Annotated in this window: 25 protein-coding genes and 5 pseudogenes; 3 read left to right on the top strand and 27 right to left on the bottom strand. The window is 48.1% G+C overall.

The window, feature by feature from the left end:
- From KB892_RS09165 to KB892_RS09090, 16 genes and pseudogenes are all read right to left on the bottom strand, one after another.
- Positions 1-267 carry a PAAR domain-containing protein gene (locus tag KB892_RS09165; protein ID WP_002910497.1) on the bottom strand — a complete coding sequence of 89 codons (267 nt, stop codon included), beginning with the start codon at positions 265-267 and terminating at the stop codon, positions 1-3.
- Positions 268-509: 242 nt separating this feature from the next.
- Complete coding sequence (locus tag KB892_RS09160; protein ID WP_062955036.1) at positions 510-1,019, bottom strand: DUF6392 family protein; 510 nt, start codon at positions 1,017-1,019, stop codon at positions 510-512.
- Positions 1,016-1,524 (bottom strand): annotated as a pseudogene (locus KB892_RS09155) (DUF6392 family protein). Before KB892_RS09155 ends, KB892_RS09160 begins: the two are co-directional and overlap by 4 nt.
- A complete protein-coding gene (locus tag KB892_RS09150; protein WP_062955038.1) occupies positions 1,521-2,030 on the bottom strand; it encodes a DUF6392 family protein in 510 nt (169 codons plus the stop codon). Before KB892_RS09150 ends, KB892_RS09155 begins: the two are co-directional and overlap by 4 nt.
- Positions 2,027-2,492 (bottom strand): annotated as a pseudogene (locus tag KB892_RS31085) (DUF6392 family protein). Before KB892_RS31085 ends, KB892_RS09150 begins: the two are co-directional and overlap by 4 nt.
- Positions 2,489-2,821, bottom strand: a complete 333-nt coding sequence (locus tag KB892_RS09140; protein ID WP_206659712.1) for a DUF6392 family protein — start codon at positions 2,819-2,821, stop codon at positions 2,489-2,491. Before KB892_RS09140 ends, KB892_RS31085 begins: the two are co-directional and overlap by 4 nt.
- Positions 2,822-2,944: 123 nt before the next feature.
- Entirely contained in the window at positions 2,945-3,925 is a 981-nt protein-coding gene (locus tag KB892_RS09135; RefSeq protein ID WP_073547080.1) for an IS5-like element ISKpn26 family transposase, read from the bottom strand.
- Between the two features lie 89 nt (positions 3,926-4,014).
- Complete coding sequence (locus tag KB892_RS09130) at positions 4,015-4,197, bottom strand: DUF6392 family protein (RefSeq protein ID WP_021464429.1); 183 nt, start codon at positions 4,195-4,197, stop codon at positions 4,015-4,017.
- A complete protein-coding gene (locus tag KB892_RS09125) occupies positions 4,198-5,553 on the bottom strand; it encodes an S-type pyocin domain-containing protein (protein ID WP_004175505.1) in 1,356 nt (451 codons plus the stop codon). It abuts the gene before it with no gap.
- A 23-nt stretch (positions 5,554-5,576) separates the two neighbouring features.
- Positions 5,577-5,726 (bottom strand): annotated as a pseudogene (locus KB892_RS09120) (type VI secretion system tip protein VgrG); the annotation flags it as partial.
- A gap of 120 nt (positions 5,727-5,846) precedes the next feature.
- Positions 5,847-6,356: a DUF6392 family protein gene (locus tag KB892_RS09115; protein WP_002910586.1), complete on the bottom strand. Its 510-nt coding sequence runs from the start codon at positions 6,354-6,356 to the stop codon at positions 5,847-5,849.
- Positions 6,346-6,498: a DUF6392 family protein gene (locus KB892_RS09110; protein WP_002910589.1), complete on the bottom strand. Its 153-nt coding sequence runs from the start codon at positions 6,496-6,498 to the stop codon at positions 6,346-6,348. Before KB892_RS09110 ends, KB892_RS09115 begins: the two co-directional genes overlap by 11 nt.
- 94 nt (positions 6,499-6,592) lie before the next feature.
- Positions 6,593-7,099 (bottom strand): DUF6392 family protein, encoded by a 507-nt coding sequence (locus tag KB892_RS09105; RefSeq protein WP_002910591.1) that lies wholly within the window; start codon positions 7,097-7,099, stop codon positions 6,593-6,595.
- Positions 7,096-7,605 (bottom strand): DUF6392 family protein, encoded by a 510-nt coding sequence (locus KB892_RS09100; protein ID WP_002910593.1) that lies wholly within the window; start codon positions 7,603-7,605, stop codon positions 7,096-7,098. Before KB892_RS09100 ends, KB892_RS09105 begins: the two co-directional genes overlap by 4 nt.
- Positions 7,606-8,571, bottom strand: a pseudogene (locus KB892_RS09095) (S-type pyocin domain-containing protein); the annotation flags it as partial. It lies immediately after the preceding gene.
- Positions 8,572-8,588: 17 nt separating this feature from the next.
- A protein-coding gene (locus KB892_RS09090) for an IS1 family transposase (RefSeq protein WP_223174630.1) occupies positions 8,589-9,286 on the bottom strand; the annotation gives its coding sequence in 2 pieces (ribosomal slippage) (positions 8,589-9,037 and positions 9,037-9,286; 699 coding nt in all).
- Between the two features lie 55 nt (positions 9,287-9,341).
- Between KB892_RS09090 and KB892_RS09085 the strand changes: the two genes are divergently transcribed.
- Entirely contained in the window at positions 9,342-9,824 is a 483-nt protein-coding gene (locus KB892_RS09085) for a cold-shock protein (RefSeq protein ID WP_002910657.1), read from the top strand.
- Between the two features lie 109 nt (positions 9,825-9,933).
- Positions 9,934-10,626, top strand: a pseudogene (locus KB892_RS09080) (LysR family transcriptional regulator); the annotation flags it as partial.
- Positions 10,627-10,798: 172 nt separating this feature from the next.
- Here the strand turns inward: KB892_RS09080 and KB892_RS09075 are convergent.
- The 9 genes from KB892_RS09075 to KB892_RS09035 all read right to left on the bottom strand — a co-directional run bounded on the left by KB892_RS09075 (position 10,799) and on the right by KB892_RS09035 (position 18,211).
- Entirely contained in the window at positions 10,799-11,059 is a 261-nt protein-coding gene (locus tag KB892_RS09075) for a hypothetical protein (protein WP_100097451.1), read from the bottom strand.
- A 70-nt stretch (positions 11,060-11,129) separates the two neighbouring features.
- Positions 11,130-11,333 (bottom strand): hypothetical protein, encoded by a 204-nt coding sequence (locus KB892_RS09070; protein ID WP_163622918.1) that lies wholly within the window; start codon positions 11,331-11,333, stop codon positions 11,130-11,132.
- A 12-nt stretch (positions 11,334-11,345) separates the two neighbouring features.
- Positions 11,346-13,847, bottom strand: a complete 2,502-nt coding sequence (locus KB892_RS09065; RefSeq protein WP_194201653.1) for a hypothetical protein — start codon at positions 13,845-13,847, stop codon at positions 11,346-11,348.
- 23 nt (positions 13,848-13,870) lie between these two features.
- Positions 13,871-14,449 (bottom strand): tail fiber assembly protein, encoded by a 579-nt coding sequence (locus KB892_RS09060; RefSeq protein WP_163622917.1) that lies wholly within the window; start codon positions 14,447-14,449, stop codon positions 13,871-13,873.
- Positions 14,449-15,234, bottom strand: coding sequence for a tail fiber protein (locus KB892_RS09055; RefSeq protein WP_163622916.1), 786 nt, complete (start codon positions 15,232-15,234; stop codon positions 14,449-14,451). Before KB892_RS09055 ends, KB892_RS09060 begins: the two co-directional genes overlap by 1 nt.
- Positions 15,234-16,007: a baseplate wedge 1 family protein gene (locus tag KB892_RS09050; RefSeq protein WP_071570708.1), complete on the bottom strand. Its 774-nt coding sequence runs from the start codon at positions 16,005-16,007 to the stop codon at positions 15,234-15,236. Before KB892_RS09050 ends, KB892_RS09055 begins: the two co-directional genes overlap by 1 nt.
- Positions 16,004-17,203 (bottom strand): baseplate J/gp47 family protein, encoded by a 1,200-nt coding sequence (locus KB892_RS09045; protein WP_062920893.1) that lies wholly within the window; start codon positions 17,201-17,203, stop codon positions 16,004-16,006. The genes KB892_RS09050 and KB892_RS09045 overlap by 4 nt, the downstream gene beginning before the upstream one ends.
- Positions 17,203-17,556 (bottom strand): thioredoxin domain-containing protein, encoded by a 354-nt coding sequence (locus KB892_RS09040; RefSeq protein ID WP_029498691.1) that lies wholly within the window; start codon positions 17,554-17,556, stop codon positions 17,203-17,205. Before KB892_RS09040 ends, KB892_RS09045 begins: the two co-directional genes overlap by 1 nt.
- A gap of 1 nt (position 17,557) precedes the next feature.
- Entirely contained in the window at positions 17,558-18,211 is a 654-nt protein-coding gene (locus KB892_RS09035) for a Gp138 family membrane-puncturing spike protein (RefSeq protein WP_029498693.1), read from the bottom strand.
- 87 nt (positions 18,212-18,298) lie between these two features.
- Here KB892_RS09035 and KB892_RS09030 point away from each other — a divergent pair, with 87 nt between their 5' ends.
- Positions 18,299-18,616: a DUF4236 domain-containing protein gene (locus KB892_RS09030; protein WP_000506882.1), complete on the top strand. Its 318-nt coding sequence runs from the start codon at positions 18,299-18,301 to the stop codon at positions 18,614-18,616.
- Positions 18,617-18,646: 30 nt separating this feature from the next.
- Here the strand turns inward: KB892_RS09030 and KB892_RS09025 are convergent, their stop codons facing one another.
- Positions 18,647-18,979, bottom strand: a complete 333-nt coding sequence (locus KB892_RS09025; RefSeq protein WP_000734772.1) for a hypothetical protein — start codon at positions 18,977-18,979, stop codon at positions 18,647-18,649.
- A complete protein-coding gene (locus tag KB892_RS09020) occupies positions 18,976-20,043 on the bottom strand; it encodes a hypothetical protein (RefSeq protein ID WP_163622915.1) in 1,068 nt (355 codons plus the stop codon). The genes KB892_RS09025 and KB892_RS09020 overlap by 4 nt, the downstream gene beginning before the upstream one ends.

Raw genomic sequence — 20,043 nt, 5'->3', positions numbered from 1 at the left:
TTATCCTATCGCGCATTCCGGCGCGCCGGAAATCACCTGGCAACCGCACTGACATTTGCAGCCATCGACCACGATGGCTTTACCATCGGAAGACCATTCCGGCGATCCCTCAATAATGGCATTAGTGCCATGTCCCGGAATCGGGCAGCTGACCTTATCCCCCACCAGCGCTACGGGCTTTCCATTTACAATCATGGTGGAAGATGCGGAAATAACAGCACCGCCGTGCGTGGTTTTATCGCCGAGTAATACAAAACCTTTGGACATTGAATTTCCTTTTATATATCAGCGATGCAGTAATTATTTATTCGCATACTCTATCGCATCTATTTTAACAAGGGGAATGGCGGCAATGACATTCAATAATAAACGGAAACCTGTCACTCCCATCAAAGAAAGAGTGACAGACACAAAGTAAGATCCGGCATATCTGTACGCCTCTCTTTACTGAATGTATACCTCTTCCCTGAGGTGATATTCCCCACATTAAGGATTTTTCACTTCGAACGTCAATTTCCAGACAACCGTATTTTCCCGAGAGCCGCCTGAATTTCTTTTGCATGTTCTATAGAATAGAAAGTTACACTAACAACAAAAAGATCAGAATTATAAACGAATAAAACAGCTATATTTTGATTAGGTGGCAACAGTGGGTATACCTCACTAATACCACGACTATAGCTCCCCATCGTTTTAGGCTCACCATAAATCATTGGGAGCCCAAAGCGTTCGCACACCCATTTCTGTGTCATTACAAGTTCAAGACCAAAAGGCATTGCATTAGGGAAGACCCAATCCATCTTCTCATCATCTTCAAGAGTCAGCGTAATTTCGTTAAAAACTTTATCTTTATCATTCTCAAAAGATAAATATAGCTCTTCACGCTTCATATACAGTGATGCTGTATCAACATCCACTGGTCCAACTGGTTTTGTTTTATAAGGAATCAACCCGTGACTGTAAATTTCATGATAGGGATTCCCCAGTTGTTTTACCAGTTTTTCGACGTCAATAATCATTTGCCACCAAGTTGTTTTTTCTCCAGTACTGCCTGAATCTCTTTGGCCCGTTCTAGTGGGTAAAAAGTCACGGTTTCTACAAATAAATCTTTGTTATAGGTAAATACGGCAGCGATATATTGATGAGGGGCAGGCAGAGCATAGACCTCTTTTACCCCTATATAAATAGTCATGATTATTTCCGCATCAGCATAAATCATGGGCAACCCGAAGCGCTCTCTAACCCACAATTGGGTCATCACCGGTTCCATACTAAATGGCATCGAATTGGGGAATACCCAGTCAGTTTTACCTTCATCTTCGAGTGTTAATGTCACTTCTTTAAGTTTTTTTCCGAATTATTAATAAACGCTAAATATATCCCCTCTCGTTTAATATTCAATCTGGCTGTATCATCATCAATGGCACCATAAGGTTTTGTTTTATAAGGAATCAACCCGTGACTGTAAATTTCATGATAAGGCTTACCCAATTGTTTTACCAGTTTTTCGACGTCAATGATCATTTGCCACCAAGTCGTTTTTTCTCCAGCGCAACCTGAATCTCCTTTGCTCGTTCCAGCGGATAAAAAGTCACACTTTCTACAAAGAAATCTTTGTTATAGCTAAACGACGCAACTATATTTTGATCAGGAGCTAATAGCGGATAAAACTCCTTTACTCCTCTATAGAGAGTCATAACCACTTTCGCATCAACATAAATCATCGGCAGCCCGAAGCGTGCACGCACCCACTGCAGGGTCATCACCGGCTCCAGACCAAATGGCATCGGGTTAGGAAACAACCAATCAGTTTTTCCTTCATCTTCTAACTTTAAAGATATTTCTTTAAATTTTTTATCAGGATCATTCGTAAAGACCAAAAACATCCCTTCACGTTTCATATTTAATATAGATTCATCATCATCGACTGCACCGTAGGGTTCAGTTTTGTAAGGAATCAAGCCGTTTTTAAGAATATCCTGATAGAGCTTACCTAATTGTTTTACCAGTTTTTCGACATCAATATTCATTTGCCACCAAGCCGTTTTTTCTCCACTGCTGTCTGGATTGTTTTGGCTTTTTCCAGTGGGTAAAAAGTCACGGTTTCTACAAATAAACCTTTGTTATAGATAAATACGGCAGCGATATATTGATGAGGAGCTGGTAGAGCATACAGCATAAATCATGGGCAACCCAAAGCGCTCTCTAACCCACAATTGGGTCATCACCGGTTCCATACCAAATGGCATCGGATTGGGGAATACCCAATCTGTTTTGCCTTTATTTTCTAACCTTAATGTAATTTCAGTAAGATTTTTCTCGAAATTATTGGTGAAAACCAAAAGAATTCCTTCTCGTTTCATATCAAATTCAGCTTCATCTTCATCAATAGGGCCATAAGGTTTTGTTTTATAAGGAATCAACCCTTTCTCAAGAATCTCCTGATAGGACTTACCCAATTGTTTTACCAGTTTTTCGACGTCAATATTCATTTGCGACCAAGTCGCTTTTTCTCCAGCGCAACCTGAATTTCTTTGGCTCGCTCCAGCGGATAAAAAGTCACACTTTCAACAAAAAAATCTTTATTATAGCTAAATGACGCAACTATATTTTGATCAGGAGCTAATAGCGGATAAAACTCCTTTACTCCTCTATAGAGCGTCATAACCACTTTCGCATCAACATAAATCATCGGCAACCCAAAACGCGCCCGTACCCACGGCTGCGTCATCACAGGCTCCAGACCAAAAGGCATCGGATTAGGAAACAACCAGTCACTCTTGCTTTCATCCTCTAAGGAAGGTGCGAATAAGCAGGTCATTTCTTCCCAAGCTGACTCGCTGATTAAAATTTCGCGGATCTGGGCCGATTTTTTTCCCGCAAACACATCGAATCAGCCTATTTAGGCTATTTTTTCCACCATTTCTGGCGTTATTTCCGGTTTTTACTGAGATCTCTCCCACTGACGTATCATTTGGTCCACCCGAAACAGGTTGGCCAGGGTGAATAACATCGCCAGTTGGTTATCGTTTTTCAGCAGCCCCTTGTATCTGGCTTTCACGAAGCCGAACTGCCGCTTGATGATGCGAAACGGGTGCTCCACCCTGGCACGGATGCTGGCTTTCATGTATTCGATGTTGATGGCCGTTTTGTTCTTGCGCGGATGCTGCTTCAAGGTTTTTACCCTGCCGGGACGCTCGGCGATCAGCCAGTCCACATCCACCTCGGCCAGCTCCTCGCGCTGTGGCGCTCCTTGGTAGCCGGCATCGGCTGAGACAAATTGCTCCTCTCCATGAAGCAGATTACCCAGCTGATTGAGGTCATGCTCGTTGGCCGCGGTGGTGACCAGGCTGTGGGTCAGGCCACTCTTGGCATCGACACCAATGTGGGCCTTCATGCCAAAGTGCCACTGATTGCCTTTCTTGGTCTGATGCATCTCCGGATCGCGTTGCTGCTCATTGTTCTTGGTAGAGCTGGGTGCCTCAATGATGGTGGCATCCACCAAAGTGCCTTGGGTCATCATGACGCCTGCTTCGGCCAGCCAGCGATTGATGGTCTTGAACAATTGACGGGCCAGTTGATGCTGCTCGAGCAGGTGGCGGAAATTCATGATGGTGGTGCGATCCGGCAGGGCGCTATCCAGGGATAATCGGGCAAACAGGCGCATGGAGGCGATTTCGTACAGGGCATCTTCCATGGCACCGTCGCTCATGTTGTACCAATGCTGCATGCAGTGAATACGCAGCATGGTCTCCAGCGGATAGGGCCGTCGGCCATTGCCCGCCTTGGGATAAAACGGCTCGATGACAGCGGTCATATTCTGCCATGGCAGAATCTGCTCCATGCGGGAGAGGAAAATCTCTTTTCGGGTCTGACGGCGCTTAGTGCTGAATTCACTATCGGCGAAGGTGAGTTGATGGCTCATGATGTCCCTCTGGGATGCGCTCCGGATGAATATGATGATCTCATATCAGGAACTTGTTCGCACCTTCCCTAACGTTAATGTTACTTCTTTCATTTTTTTTCAAGATCATTAACAAATGCTAAATATATACCCTCATGCTTCATATCCAGCCTGGCAGTATTATCACTAACCGAGCCATAAGGTTTTGTTTTATAATTAATCAAACCTTTATTGTAAATTTCTTGGTATGGCTTTCCTAATTGCTTTATCAGTGTTTCGACATTAACATTCATTTAATATAACCCCACATTTCGGTTTAACTTATGTAGTTTTGCTCTGATCTCTTCGATTTTCTCGTTACTCATACCATATTCATTCTTAAGGCATTCAGCATTCGCATCCCAGTTGGCATTGACGGCAGCTTCTAAGTCACGAGCATCTAGCTCTTTTTTAGTTATCATCTCGCCGCTTTCTGTCTCTACCTTACGATTATTACGCCCGCCATAGGTTTCACTACATTTTTGATGAACAGCTATTGGAATAGCAACTGAAGCAACCTTATCAACCATCTTATCTATATATTTACTTCCCTCATCAGGATATAAATCCTCTAAATATACACGAACCGCATCTCTAGATGGAATATGATCGACTTGATATTTTCCCTGCCTTGAACGGCCTTCAAAATTTTCATAATAGTCAACCTCATACTCTTCCACAGGGGCTTTCTTAAAATACACATAGATTGCCGGGACAACCCCCATCGGGTCAACAATAATAAAGTCATCGAAATCCCGGTCTTCGATGGGCAATGTTTCAATATTTGGTTCCTGTTCCTCCGGGATCGGCGTTCCCGGTACGGGCGGTAACGATTCCGGGGCCGGGTTAGGCAACCCCCAGATGCTCCGCGGTTCCGGAATGGGTGTAGGCGGTGTGGTAGAGCCGCCAGCGCTCCCGTCATGAACAGTCGTCTGGCTGGAACCCCACTCAAATTTTCCCTGCCCGGCAGACCGGGACCAGACAAATGTGCCTTTAATTGAAGGATCTTCAAAACCCCATGTCTCTTTATCCAGCTGTTTTGCAAACCGCACCCGGACCCGATCCAACCCGCTTTTTTCCCCCACCTCATAGCTGCGGGAAACCAGTTCCCCTGACTCAGGATCTTCTTCAATACGAAAGCGTACCCTCGTGCGCACTGTGCCGTTTTGTCGGGCTATTTCCCGGAGTTCATATTCCGGGACATAATCCCCCTCAATGACCGTTGAATTTACACGGGTAAAAGCGCCCACCATCATCTGGCCATGGATCAGATTCTGATAGAGCTGGTCGCCACGTATATTTTGTAGCGTTTCCGTCTCACCTTCATTCAGTGACGGAGAATAGAAGATAGCCAGCAGAGCAACGGTGAGGGGATTAGGCGCAGCCAGCACCCGTGCGCCCGCGACGCCTTCTCCGACACCTGCCGCAGTCCCCGCCCCCAATGAAAGCGAATTTCCCAGCGTTGTGGCTGTTGGCCCTGCATAATAACCACTCATTGAGGCGGCCAGCGCCATCGATTCAAAAAATACCTGTGCGGGTTTACGTTCAACAACCGGCTCTTTTGCGGCTGATGATGTTTTTCCCTCTCCGGGTCCCAGTATTTGTGTCATCCCGGCTTTCTCCTGTCCATGGCTCACAGTAGCTCTATTTTTATTGACTCAGGCAATGCGGTATAAACGCTGGCCGTTTTCCCCTCAGCATCTGCCCGGCCTTCGAATACCGGGCCTTTTTCAGTGGTGATGCGGTAACGGGCAAAAAGAACAATTTCATCGGTCTTATGATCACATTAGGGGAGCAGCTCTTCTTAAGAATGTGGTCAACATTGCGGGAACAGTACAGAGATCAGGGAATATGAATTAGCTCTGTAAAAAATCATCATTTACAAGCAGTAAAACATTAACGCTTATTTATTCATTAATCTATTTCGCTCTGACGCAGCCTGAATTGCTTCTGCATGCGCCATAGAATAAAAAGTCACACTAACAACAAAAAGGTCGGCGTCATAAACAAATAAAACAGCAATATTCTGATTAGGTGGTAACAGTGGGTATACTTCACTGATACCACGACTGTAACTCCCCATAGTTTTAGGCTCGCCATAAATCATTGGGAACCCAAAACGCTCACGCATCCAGTTTTGAGTCATTACCGGTTCAAGATTAAAAGGCATTGAATTCGGAAAGACCCAGTCTGTTATGTCATCATCTTCTAATGTTAATGTAATTTCTTTGAAGGTTTTATTTTTATCATTCTCGAAAGAGAAAAACAATCCTTCTCGTTTCATGTCTAATGTAGCTGTATCATAGCCCGCTGTGGCAGTTGGTTTTGTCTTATATTTAATTAGTCCACTATCATAAATTTCCTGATGATCTTTACCCAATTGTTTCACGAGTGTTTCGACATCAATATTCATTTGCCACCAACATATCCAGATAGGCTTCATTTTCATCAACCGGGCCATGCAGTTTATTCTTATAGGGAATCAATTCTTGCTCAACTATTTCCTGATAAGGTCGACTAATTTTCTTAATAAGCTGTTCGACATCAATACTCATTTGATAAATACACCACACGTCCCGACATCCGGCTAAATACTATCTTCATGGAGCAAGAAAATGGTCCAGTCATGACCGGACCATTAAGGATTCATTAACTCTCTAATCGTTTTTTCTCCAGTACGGCCTGAATCTCTTTGGCCCGTTCCAGTGGGTAAAAAGTCACGGTTTCTGCAAATAAATCTTTGTTATAGGTAAATGCGGCAGCGATATATTGATGAGGAGTAGGTAGAGCATAGACCTCTTTCACCCCCATATAAATAGTCATGATGATTTCCGCATCAGCATAAATCATGGGCAACCCAAAGCGCTCTCTAACCCACAATTGGGTCATCACCGGTTCCATACCAAATGGCATCGGATTGGGGAATACCCAGTCTGTTTTGCCTTTATCTTCTAACCTTAATGTAATTTCAGTAAGATTTTTCTCGGAATTATTGGTGAAAACCAAAAGAATTCCTTCTCGTTTCATATCTAATTCAGCTTCATCTTCATCAATAGGACCGTAAGGCTTTGTTTTATAAGGAATCAACCCGTGACTGTAAATTTCATGATAAGGCTTACCCAGTTGTTTTACCAGTTTTTCGACGTCAATGATCATTTGCCACCAAGTCGTTTTTTCTCAAGTGCAGACTGGATTTCTTTCGCCTGTTCAACCGGAATAAATGTGATCCTGTTAACAAAAAAATCTTTATTGTAAGAAAATGCCGCTGCAATATTTTGATTCGGAGTCGGTAAAATATATGTTTCCTCCACCCCGACATAAATAGTCATAATCACGCAGGCATCAACGTAAGTAATCGGATGACCAAATCGGTCTCGTACCCATCGCTGTGTCATTACTGGTTCAAGACCAAATGGCAGCAAGTTAGGAAATAACCAGTCAGTTTTATTCTCATCCTCTAACCTTAAGGTCACCTCCTTAAGATTTTTATCTTGATTATTAAAAAATGATAAAAATACCCCCTCTCGTTTCATATCTAATCTATAAATGTCATCACTAACCGTACCACTTGGTTTTGTTTTGTAGGGGATCAATCCTTGCTCATAAATATCCAGATACGATTTCCCAAGGTTCTTTATCAACTTCTCAACATTCAAGCTCATTTAATATAACCCCGCTTTCCGGTTTAACTCATGTAGTTTGGCCCTGATCTCTTCAATTTTTTCATCACTTACACCATATTCATTCCTAAGGCACTCAGCATTGACATCCCAGTTAGCATCAACTGCAGCTTCTAAATTACTGGCATCTAGAACTTTTTGAGTGACTAATCCTCCGTCTTGTGTTCTAAATTTACTATTGTTTTTCCCACCATAGGTTTCACTACATTGCCGGTGTACTTCTATCGGTATAGCGACAGCAGCCACTCTGTCAGTCATTTGTTCTATAATGTCATCTTTCAGGTTTGGATATGTCCCTTTCAAATATATCCTAACAGCTTCCTTTGAAGGAATATGATCCACTTCATATAGGCCCTGCCTTGAACGACCTTCAAAATTTCCGTAATAGTCAACCTCTAAATCTCTAACTGAAGCTTTCTGAAAATAAACATAGATTGCCGGGACACCCCCCATCGGGTCAACAATAATAAAGTCATTGAAATCCCGGTCTTCGATGGGCAATGTTTCAATATTTGGTCCCTGTTCCTCCGGGATCGGCGTTCCCGGTACGGGCGGTAACGATTCCGGGGCCGGGTTAGGCAATCCCCAGACGCTCCGCGGTTCCGGAATGGGTGTAGGCGGTGTGGTAGAGCCGCCAGCGCTCCCGTCATGGACAGTCGTCTGGCTGGCTCCCCACTCAAATTTTCCCTGCCCGGCAGACCGGGACCAGACAAATGTTCCTTTAATTGAAGGATCTTCAAAGCCCCATGTCTCTTTATCCAGCTGTTTTGCAAACCGCACCCGGACCCGATCCAGCCCGCTTTTTTCCCCCACCTCATAGCTGCGGGAAACCAGTTCCCCTGACTCAGGATCTTCTTCAATACGAAAGCGCACCCTCGTGCGCACTGTGCCATTTTGTCGGGCTATTTCCCGGAGTTCATATTCCGGGACATAATCCCCCTGAATGACCGGGTAATGACTCCAATTTACTGATAGTGTTTTATGTTCAGATAGTGCCCGATGACTTTGTCATGCAGCTCCACCGATTTTGAGAACGACAGGGACTTCCTGCCCAGCCTTGCCAGATGCTGTCTCAGATTCAGGTTGTGTCGCTCAATTCGCTGCGTGTAACGCTTACTGATGACGTGCAGTTTTCCCTTCAGACGTGACTCATACATCGGCCAGCCGTCCGTCATCCATACCACCACGTCAAAAACTGACAGCAGGCTCAGAAGACGCTCCAGTGTGGCCATAGTGCGTTCACCGAAAACGTGGGCTACCACCGCCCTGCGTATCCTGTCATACGCGTAAAACAGCCAGCGCTGACGTGATTTTGCACCGACGTAGCCCCATTGCTCGTCCATCTCCGCACAGACAATGACATCACTGCCCGGCTGTATCCGGGAGGTTACTGACTGCGGCCTGAGTTTTTTAAATGGCGCAAAATGGTGTTGAGGCCCACGCCCATTAGTCGTGCGGTGGCACGGCAACCGACGCCGTTCATAGCCATATCAATGATTTTCTGGTGTGTACCGGGCTGAGAAGCGGCATAAGTGAAGGTGAGCTGCCATGTTTTACGGCAGTGAGAGCAGAGATAACGTTGATGCCCGGCAGTACTTTTGCCATTACGCATCACGCCTTCAGTAGCGGAACAGGAGGGACAGCAGACGGAGACTGAAGCCACGGGAGCACCTCAAAAACACCATTATACACTAAATCAGCAAGTTGGTAGCATCACCATGGCGATGAACGGAACAATCACAACGTGGTTTAAAGATAAAGGTTTTGGATTTATCAAAGATGAAAACGGCGAAAATCGTTATTTTCACGTGATTAAGGTCGCCAATCCTGATCTTATCAAGAAAGACGCGGCGGTGACTTTCGAACCTACCACCAACAATAAAGGGCTGTCGGCCTACGCGGTGAAGGTCATTCCGGAAAGCAAATATATCTATATTGCCGGCGAGCGGTTGAAGCTGACCTCCATCAAATCCTATGTGGTGTACCGGGAAGAAGAGCCGGTCGAGACCCGCGTCGATAAAGAAAACGCCGTGCTGTCGGTCGGGCTGCTGATGAACAGCATCCGGCCAAAAGCCACGGTGCAGCCGGGAGAGATGCGCTCGGTGAAAAAGCTGGCGATCACCACCTTTCAGGGGACAACCCTGATCTTTTCGGAAGACGAAATCGATATCGATGCCACGGTAAAACTGCTTAAGGTGTAAGCCCTGGCGCGCGGTTTCCCGCGCGCCCGAAGTCCTGCCCGATATGCTACCCGCCATCGCCCCTCGCCGGACGGGGCGATGGCGCCAGAGAGCCGATAAGGATGCCGCCATGCCCGTAAATTTTGACTTCAACGATCTCTACGCCTTTCGGGCCCTGATGGAATATGGCAGTTTTCGGCTGGCGGCCGAATCCATCTGCCTGTCGCAGTCGGCCCTTAGCCGACGCATCGAAAAGCTGGAGACGGCGCTGGGCAACCGGCTGTTCGATCGCACCACCCGGCGGGTGACCCTCACGCTGTATGGGCAAAATTTTGCCGAACGTTCGGAGCAACTGCTGGCCCATGTCGAGACGGTGCTGGCGGATATCAGCCAGGTCAGCAAGGCGCGCACCGGGCTGGTGACGGTGGCGACAGTGCCTTCCGCCGCCTACTACTTTATGCCGGAAATCATCCGCAGCTTTCAGGCGCGTTATCCCCAGGTGCGCATCCGGTTGATTGACAGCAGCGTCGGGAATGTGATCGAGGCGGTCAGCAGCGGACAGGCTGACTTTGGCCTCTGCTTTGCCAAAAACCTGCCAGCCAGTATCGAATTCACCCCTCTTGCCGACGACCGCTATGTGGCCGCCTGTCGGCACGATCATCCGCTGGCGCGCAAGACGCACCTAAGCTGGCAGGCGTATTTTGAACAGGATTATATTGGCCTGGATCGGGTCTCCGGCAACCGGACGCTGCTTGACCGGGAGCTGGCGCATCTGACGCCGGCGCGGCCAAGCATCTGCGAAACCCGCCACGTCACCACGGTGACGCTGGAAATTTAAAAATCGACAAATATCGTCCAGGAGCGCCATTTTCAATGGCTGGAGATAGCATCCAACATGCGTTGTTTGCAATATTTGGCGAAATTCACTGATTTCATATGCCCCACCCATGCCCCAAAACGCCTGCCACGCGAAATCTTCCACCAAATTACTGAAACTAAACAACCGCATTGTCCTGGCGCACATCGCAGATAGTAAACGTCACGACCCCGATGACAGTAACATCGTCCAGGGCTTCGCCCTCGATTGCTTCGCCATCTTCGGTGATGAATGGCCGACTTACTCCCTGCGCAAAGTGAACCCCAGAAGAAATGCAGAGACAAGCATAGCAATCCAGTCGCTTTCTACAAAAATCATACGGAATACTATTCCCCATGCAAAAACGGCCAGAACCGAACCAAATTTCCAGCCATTCCATTCAATAACCCATGTAGACATAAATAACCTGCGTAATAGACGCCGTCATTACTGACGGGCGCCTGGCTACATTAATTTTCTGGCGCTGATTTTGTTCTATCAACCAGAACATAACCTTCACCTTCTGGCTGAGACGACAGATAAGAAACCAGTGCTGCCATCGCGTATTCAAAATACTCAGCGTCAGGCCAGTCTCCAGAAATGATGCTGCTGATATCGGTTGTGGAGACGGCGTAAACGCCGTCCTCCTCTTTGCTGATGTAATACACGGTCATATGAGGTTTTCCTTACTGGTAACCGATAGTCGGGTGCAAATCGAGGTTTGCCCACACCGGCAATTTGACGTAGAAAGTGCCGACGCCGCCGGTGAACAGGAAACCGAGATACGAATAATTCCCGCCGATTAGCTGGACTGCCAGCGGCCTGGTCCCCATGTAGTCATCTTTGGTGATGGAAATTGTGGGGTTTGCCAGCGAAGTCAGAATGTCCTGAGAAATACTCTGGTTTACCCCGTACAGATTCTCCGTTTCCGTTACAGGTCCAGGTGCTGCAGTTACCGTTCTGGTGACGCTGGCAATGGTTCTGGCGATAGCCGATACGTTCAGTGCCCCGGCAAACGCCGCCGCTTTTATCGAGCAAAAACCATGAATATGCTGCGTTCCCCGCTCCGGTGTTATTTGTCGGCTGAACAGCAACTGCACCGTATCGGTCGGAGAGTTCAGCGTGATTTTAATTGGGATGACCCCGTCACTGTCTGCGTCACCAGCGCCGCCGTACACACATGATGCGCCGCCTGATTTTATGCACCAGAAATCCCCCGTTCTTGATGTGGGGACGTTCTCATTTTCAGTGCCGGAAAACAGCAGCTTGTCATTGATTCGATAACCGTATGCCCCGTCATAGGACGGCAGGAAGCGGTACGTCTGGCCGCTGCCTGGATATTTAATGATGATACGTGCCAGGTTGGCTGGGTTGTAACTTTTCCAGGTCGGGTATGCGCCGTTAACATACGGTGCGCGGCAGAAGATATTGCAGCTGTCCAGCTCCAGAATCGTCCTGATGGTTGTCCCGAACACAATATCCCTGACGCCACCATATTTATCGTTGGTGGATTTATTTGGGTAGATTTTCGCCCCGCGAATTTTGACGTTATTTTCCCCGTCATTCGTTGTTCGCGTCGGACAGTTAAGGATTAATCCGCTGTTACCCTCGATGTGGCCGTTAATGTAATTCACTTCCCCGAGGTTGGTCGGGCTGCAATGGAATACATCCCCGCCGTTGTAGTCAATGCTACACATATCGAAGTAGAAGAAATCTCCGCGATTATCCAGATAAACAGCATGGCTTCGGTTGTTACCTATCAGGCACCCGCGGAATGACATTTTCTCGCCACTGTTAGCCCATTGCGGAGTGCTACCGCTCCATGCTGTATAGGTATCAATGCCGTAGGTGTTATTTGTAAAATGGCAGGCAACCACATCCATTAGATAGGTATTAACGGAGCCAGGGCGGAACCCTGAACCCCAGCCGGATACGCGCGCATCAGAGAAGGTGGTATCCCTGAAATGGGCCTGGTCGCCGCCGGGGTACGTGACATTACCCCAGCGCACGCCCGGATAGGTGGTCGCGTTGGGGTTTGAGGTTGTGTTCGGGCCTTTTATTAAACAGCCATTCCCAATAAATCCGCCCGAATTATGGCTGTTAGAGGCACCGGCTCCGGCTCCCCATCCACCACCGTTATTCCGGTACATCATGTCATTGGTGAGGCCTTCAAACTCATTACTGCCAATAATGCCGACACCCGTGGTGAAGTCGCTGTAATCATAAATTGCCGCCGGCGCGGAATGAACCCTCAAAAACGACGGGATTTTGACGGATTTTTTATTCATGTAAAAATTCGTCACGCCTTCAGCGTTGGGGTTTGGGGGAATTCTTATCTCAGAATCCACACCGCCTGCAACGTAGCCACGGGAAATAACTTTATTTACCTTGTCCTGAATTATCATATTCAGGCAGTCGGCGAGGTTATTTAGCTCGTCAGAATACCCCGCCAGAAACACGTTATGCCCGAAAGAAATATCCGCATCCCATACCGCACCGCCAGCGGTAACGAAACGACTATAACCATCGTCGACAGCATCTGATGCGGCCGGATTGTTTGTCAGAATTACGTTTAATAATGGCCCGCCGACAACAGCACGCTCCAGAATAATACTTTGCCCTGAAATCGTTGGCTCAATCGTGCGCAGTGTGCTGAGGTCTTTGCACTTTCCGATCCATTTCAGTCCATCGCTTGAACCCAGGTTTTGGCGAAGCGTGTCACCATCCATCAGAACGAAGTGAGTAACGTCGTTCGCAAAGCTGGTTGCATCGGTTCCGGTGGTCGTAAAGCCGACGTTAGTAGCAGCATTCAGGCGGTAATACTGGTTGTTATAGCGGATGTACTGGTTACGGGCACTGAACTGGAATGGGCCATTTTCGTAATCCCCAAGAAATACATACCCAGAAGACACGAGAAAGTGTTGAAACCGGTTTTCTTTATCCGCTTGAGAAGCATCAAAAGTGGCTTCCTGCTCGACTATCTGGCTGGTAAATCGGGATTCAAAGTCACTCAGTTTTACCGAAAATGCAGACTCCAGTCCGAACCATGACATACGGCTACGACCGAGCCTATCAGTCCATAAGGATGAAGTTAAATCATTGAGTGCAAGGTCCAGATTCTGAGCGTTATCAAAAACGTTACGCATGTCTGCCGACGGAACCGGATCCCGCGTTAAATAAAATGGCATAGTGGTGTTACCTCAGAAGCGGATCAGGCAGGAATTTCAGGCCAAACGATATCGGGTGCCGTAGATGTATCAATGCGGTTCAATGCAACGCGGTATTTTTTCCACTCAGCCAGTTTCGTAAATTCTTCTTCAGTCTGGATACCAAGCTCTATAGCGTCGTTTAGAGGAGCTATTTTTGCGTTTGCTTCGCGCATCAATTCGGTCAATAGCTCAGTAGCATTTCTCACTTCAGCCAGGTGTTTAGCTTCTGTATCGTCAACCCAGTTATCGCCATCCCATTTTTGATATTTGTCCGCTGGCGCCTTCGTCGTTACCCCTTCTGGCAGTTCTCCGAGTGCTGAAATCTCAATAGATTCTCCAGATATTGTGCTGTATACGGTTTTTCCGCGATGGTCCTCAATAAGAGACCACAGCCCAGCAGCTATATTGAAAACCGCTGCTTCTCCGGGCCCTATTTCTGGCGGTGTTATTTGGGTGCAGCAGGCTGGCAATCCAGTGTGAGGCGGGATTGACAACTCTTCAAAGCCCGCCAACTCCCCCGTGTCGTCACTGATATGATAAACGGTTACAACCTGAGTTTTATCAGACATTTCAAAAGTCATTATGCGAGCCTCACGATGTAGTTGAATGCGATGTTTTTAACGGTGTTTTCTGCATTACCAGTAGCACCGACCGTGATGGTATGTGAGTGGGCCCCAATTACTACAGAGTGTGTATGTGCGCCTGCAGTAGATGTCACACCAAAATTATTCCCACTATTATTGCCAACCTCCTGATCACTTCCCCCCTGTTTCTGCATAGCAGATCCCCACGTGTGGGAGTGGTCACCGTTACTACTCGTGACTTTAGTTCCAAGATCTGTTGATGAGGCAGATGCTGTGTGCGAGTGGGATTTAACACCATCTTGCTCCTGTGATAGCACCGCACGCCCGGTAGCTGGTTTCCCTTTAATGGTCCAGTTACGCATGTCTGGAATTACACCTGACGGGTACGCAGCAGCCAGTAACGGATATGCCGTCTGACTAAATGTTTGCCCCTGCATAAATGCGAAGTTTCCCTCTGCGGGTAGACTATCTGAGGGCCAAGGGATGGGGGTTCCAACTGGAAGCGCACTCCGCGCAACAGAATTAACTGACATGGTAATCAGGGATACAAGCTTTGCTGTGTCACCATCATCAAGCACATCCTCTCCGGTTGTCTCAGCCATGAACTGAGCTAAGACGCTCGCCATAACGGTCCCCTGCCGCAGCGCTTTATTAATCTGGGCGGACCTGGCCAGCCCTGCAGTAAATCCTGTAGAAAGGGCGATCAAACCTTCCCATTCCGTCTGTGATGTCACATTTGAGCCAGATGCAATGGCAAATGGTTTAAAGTTGTTAACTGGCATCAGAAATTTTCTCCCCATGCACCGGACTCAAATCCAGCGATATAGTCGTTTTCGACATCAAAACCAAAGAATTTATATCCATTAGAGGGCGTAACCGTTTCTCTAACTCTTACTCCGGCCGCTTTTACCGTAAGGAGGCCAGCACGAACCACAAAAACAAACTCAGCGGGAAGTTTATCTATTGGGTTAATGTCATATCGCGATGGTGTGTAATCATCAGGAAGAGAAATAAAGGGACCACGATTCATACCTGAATCAAATATCAACCGGTCTGTTACAGACATTAAATATTCAGAATCAATGACGATGAGCACTGAGATCGTCATATCCTGATTATCGAGGATGATCATTTTAATCCCAGTACCAGCGAGCGCTGTTTCCAGAATGTCTGGCAGCGTTCCGTTCTGACCATTCCAGTTATTAATACCCACCCTGGCCTTTAACACGACCCGGTACACGTCATCACTCAGGTATGTTATTGCGTCAGAAGACTGGTACGGACCAAGCCAGATCCCCTGGTCCCAGCCCACTCGTTCTTTGTCCCATTCAAGGAAAACACCAGATATCGGCGCGGCAACAGTCCGGGCTACTCCAATCCATTTACCAAGAATATCAAGTTGTGCCCCTACGCCAGTATCTATGTCGAACGCAGAGATAAGACCGGACACTGAACCAGACACATCAATTAGCGGCCTTGTCGACAGGTCAACATGTTTTAAAAATTTTGGTTTTCCTGCATGGTAGTTGGAAATAAGTTCGGTGTATTTGCTCATGCTGTCACCGTTATCTCTATATTTTCCACGCTACATGAAACAGCCTCGTCATATACGACTGTGACATTAGCTGCTGCGACGGACTCAGCCGACCGGCCTATTAACAGCTCCATAATGTCGTAATATCGCGCATTCCCACCGCTTACTACGCCGAGATTCGCCGGGGAATAAACCCTGCTCAGCAGCACACCATCACCAATGGCGAGAGAGTTAATGTACGAAGCCACAGCGGCTTTCATTTCATCGCCAATGTCGGAGGTGTAGCCAGTTAACGCCTTCAGGGTAATTGACACGTATACCGGAACATCTACTGGGCGAGAGAAGCGAATGGTATAAGGGTTTCCATACTTATCTGTGACTACCACGGCAGTCGTGCCGTAGGTGGAAACTCCCTGCCCCTTCACGCTTCGGATGGTATTGGCAATTTCTGTTGCATCCCCACCCTCAACGACAGCAGAGATAGAATGCTCTGGTAACCCGTTAGCGTCCGTTGTCTCGGTATCATTCTCAAACAGTTTGTGACGGGTCACGCCTTCAACGTTGGCAATCGCACCATCTACCGCATCAAATGGCGTGAGAGACGCCAGCGCGACGCTTTGCGACTGCCTTACGCGTAGTTCTGCATCTGTTTCCGCCGCAACGCCTACAGTGGCCGCCAGCGGGTTAGTTACCGAAGCCCATCCGCGCGTAGGTGTGTTGATGCCGTTTACCGACCCCGCTACCGCGGCGACCGCTCCCGAGTTTGCACAGGTGGCCGTAGCTACCACTGTCCCGTCGGAGCCAATGACCACCGTTGCAGGCAGATTCCAGACCACGCCATTCGTGTCCCGTACCGAGCCGTTAGTGATGGTTGTACCGACCGTACCGGTCAGCAGCAGATCGACAGTTGAGTTCGTCGCTGCGCGTCGGGTAATGCCGTTAATTTTGACGTTGCTCGTCAGTGCGTCACCCAGAGCCGTCGCCGGCGAGAATGACCGGTAAACCGAAATGGCGGTGTTATTGGCATCATGGATAGCCAGTGCCACCAGCGCCACCAGCTGGCCGTCTTTGCTGTCTGGCTCCAGATAAGCATCACTGCCATAAATCTGCTGAAAATAGCCGGTGATGGTGTCCAGAACGGTCTGATAGTCGGGCGCACTTATCCCCTCAGCGGTTACCGTTGCCGATAAGCCGAGTGTATCGAGGTCCAAAGACATTACGCCTCCGAGGTTACTGTGGTTGTCCCGTAGATGGTTTCTACCGTTGCTGTGAACGTTACACGGCGCGTGCGGCCGTCAACTTCGGTGTTAAATTCGGTAATAGAGCTGACACCCTGCGTTTCCAGAATGCGCCGGCGGATAGCCAGGTTGTAGGTGTCAGGCTTTTGCTTACCCAGAACGGACTGAATCCATGGCGTACCTTCTGTGGTGTCCAGAAACCACTGACCGTACCAAAGCAGGAAGCGAGTTTTAATGGCCTGCGCGACAGCCTCGGGGGAGTTAACCAGCCAGGTATCATCGCCCTGACCGAAGGTGTAATCCCCATCGTCATCTTCTCGACGGTATCGCATATCATCCTCCGAGTGGTGCTGTACTGCTGCCACCAGGCTCAACGCCACCATGCGTATGCTTATCAACGATTGAGCCATCCACCAGCTGCAGGCGGCCGTCCGAAAGAATTTTAAGCCCGTTCAGGTTAAAACCTCCCGGCGCCGTGCCGTTGATAGCTCCGCTTGCAGGATTAAGACTCAACTTTGTTTCCCCGTCATCACTGCGCAGCTCTACTGCGCTGGTGCTGATGCCGCCGATTTTCTTCGCCTGCGACTGCGGACCAACAATGCAGAAGGCATCGGATAAATCATGCATGCGCTCGTCTACTGGCTCCTGAATACCTCCGCTTTGCCACCAGAAATCAATACAGCGGTCTGCAAAGATAACAAGGCATTCATCACCAGCCTTAACAGGAAAAGTCAGCGTGCAGCCTCCGCCGCGAGGGAATACAACTGGAACATCCACCAGCAGCGGATAATCCTTCGTGCTTTTGTTGCCGTCGTTGTCGCGCTCGATGTAGCGGATCGCTGGCTGAACAACAGCCGTCAAAGATTCTGGGTCGAATGACTGGATGATCCCCGGCAGTGCTACGCGCATTTGCTCGCTAAGCGTCTTTCGCTCAGACGCCAGAACCTCCGCCAGCGCCCCACTACGGGTTTGGCTTGATACGCCCATGTTTTCTCCAGATAATGATTACCCTCACTTAGTGATGGGTAGAATAAAAATTTAATTACTTAGTATTTTTGACTACAGGAGATACCTATGGGCTTCAGATTTAGGAAGCGGATACGCATAGCTCCAGGCCTAGCAATCAATATCAGCAAGAGTGGCGTTAGTACGTCGATTGGCCCAAAAGGCGCCACTACCAACATAAGTGGAAGAGGAATAAAAACCACCGTTGGAATTCCGGGATCCGGTTTGTCATACACCGTTGGCCCAGGGAAAAAATCTGGAAAAGCTACATCGGAAGAGGAATTTTCAGAACAGGAACCAACGGCTCAAAGGGAAGGGATCCATTGGTGGAGGCTTGCAGTTTTCATCATTGCCGCCATAGTTCTATCGCAAATATTTAAGCAGTGAGATTTTAGCCCTGATTAACTCAGGGCTTTTTTATACTGTTTTGCATGGATATGAACCAATCAATTTAGGCGCATCCATACTGTTCTGTAGCAGTTGAACATTGAGCCAAGATTTGCCATCCCGCTTGATGAATTGAAATCCGTAATTATTTCCATCACGGGAAGGCATTATACCCATATCCCATTTGGCATTTGATTCGTCACCTTTCTTTCCGAGATATTTAACCTTTTGACTGGTAACCAATTCTCCATTGATTCTTACCAGACCCTCAGAATCGTTAATAGTTAGCTTGTAACCGCCACATTGGATGGCAGAAAGTGCCGGTGCAGAAAATAAAGCGATCAATATCAATAATTTTTTCACCCAGCGCCTCTCTCCAGTGCTGATTGAGTTTTTAGATCCATCGCGCCACGCGCTTCACACATCATATCCATGTACCACGCCTGGCCCCTTGTGTCGCCAGTGTACATAATGCCACGGACAATATAAACGCCGTCAGTCGCAATACTGGCAGGCTGCGCAGTCGTGCCTTCAATGGTGATGTTTCCGTTGTTGTTCTGGTCAGTGATACGCCCCTGCGTCATGGCGATATCGCTATTCCCCAGTGCGGTACGGAACACAGAAGCCTGATTCAGCTCGATCAGGCCATTAACGCGGATGTTAGGGTTAATCAGGCAACGGACGTTAACGCCGCTACCAATGGTCTGCTGAGGCATACCCACAAGGCCGGTGGCGCTGTTCAGCTTAATGGCTTCGTGAACAACCTCATTTTTCGCCACCATTTCCCGCTTGCCGTCGACAAACATCCAGTCAGCCTTGCATTGCTCGGCGACGTTATCCATCAGATGCCGGGTCATACCAAAAAGCACCCTGCCGCGAGGAAACACCGTTGCAGGCATGGCAGGGGTATTTCCTTCCGTGGCCCCGTTAGCGTTGAAGTCCTTCATAAGCACTGCATTGACATCAGAGACCGTATAGCCAGCCGCCAGCGTCTGGGCAGTGATCGAGGTAGCGAATGCCCGGTCAGAATCAGCCGCCTGAATGAGGACAAAGCTATCAACGGGGTTATCTTTCCCTGTGATGGTGTACCGGATTTCCCCGTCGAAAATCAGCCCATAATTTCGACCGTCCATCTGCCCGACTTCATCGGGGTTTACTGTCCTGGCGACGCCTACCTGGCTGGCGGAAACATCAGCTGCAATACCATCGTAACCAGCGATAACCCTAATCCGGGAGAATTCCTCTCCGACGATCCGGTTTACGGTATCAGCTGAAAGGTTATAGATTTTGAAAGTACCTACTCGCGTTTCGCTGCTGAGGTTAAACCAGTCGATAGTAAAAGTGACCTTGAAGCTACCAAAATCAGTGGCGTTACCCTTCGAATCGACTAACTGCAATTCGAAGTGCCGCATCCAGTTCTGAGACAT

The sequence above is a fragment of the Klebsiella sp. P1927 genome, assembly GCF_018204675.1.
Taxonomy (GTDB): domain Bacteria; phylum Pseudomonadota; class Gammaproteobacteria; order Enterobacterales; family Enterobacteriaceae; genus Klebsiella; species Klebsiella pneumoniae.
This window is presented reverse-complemented; position numbering and strand designations above follow the sequence as displayed.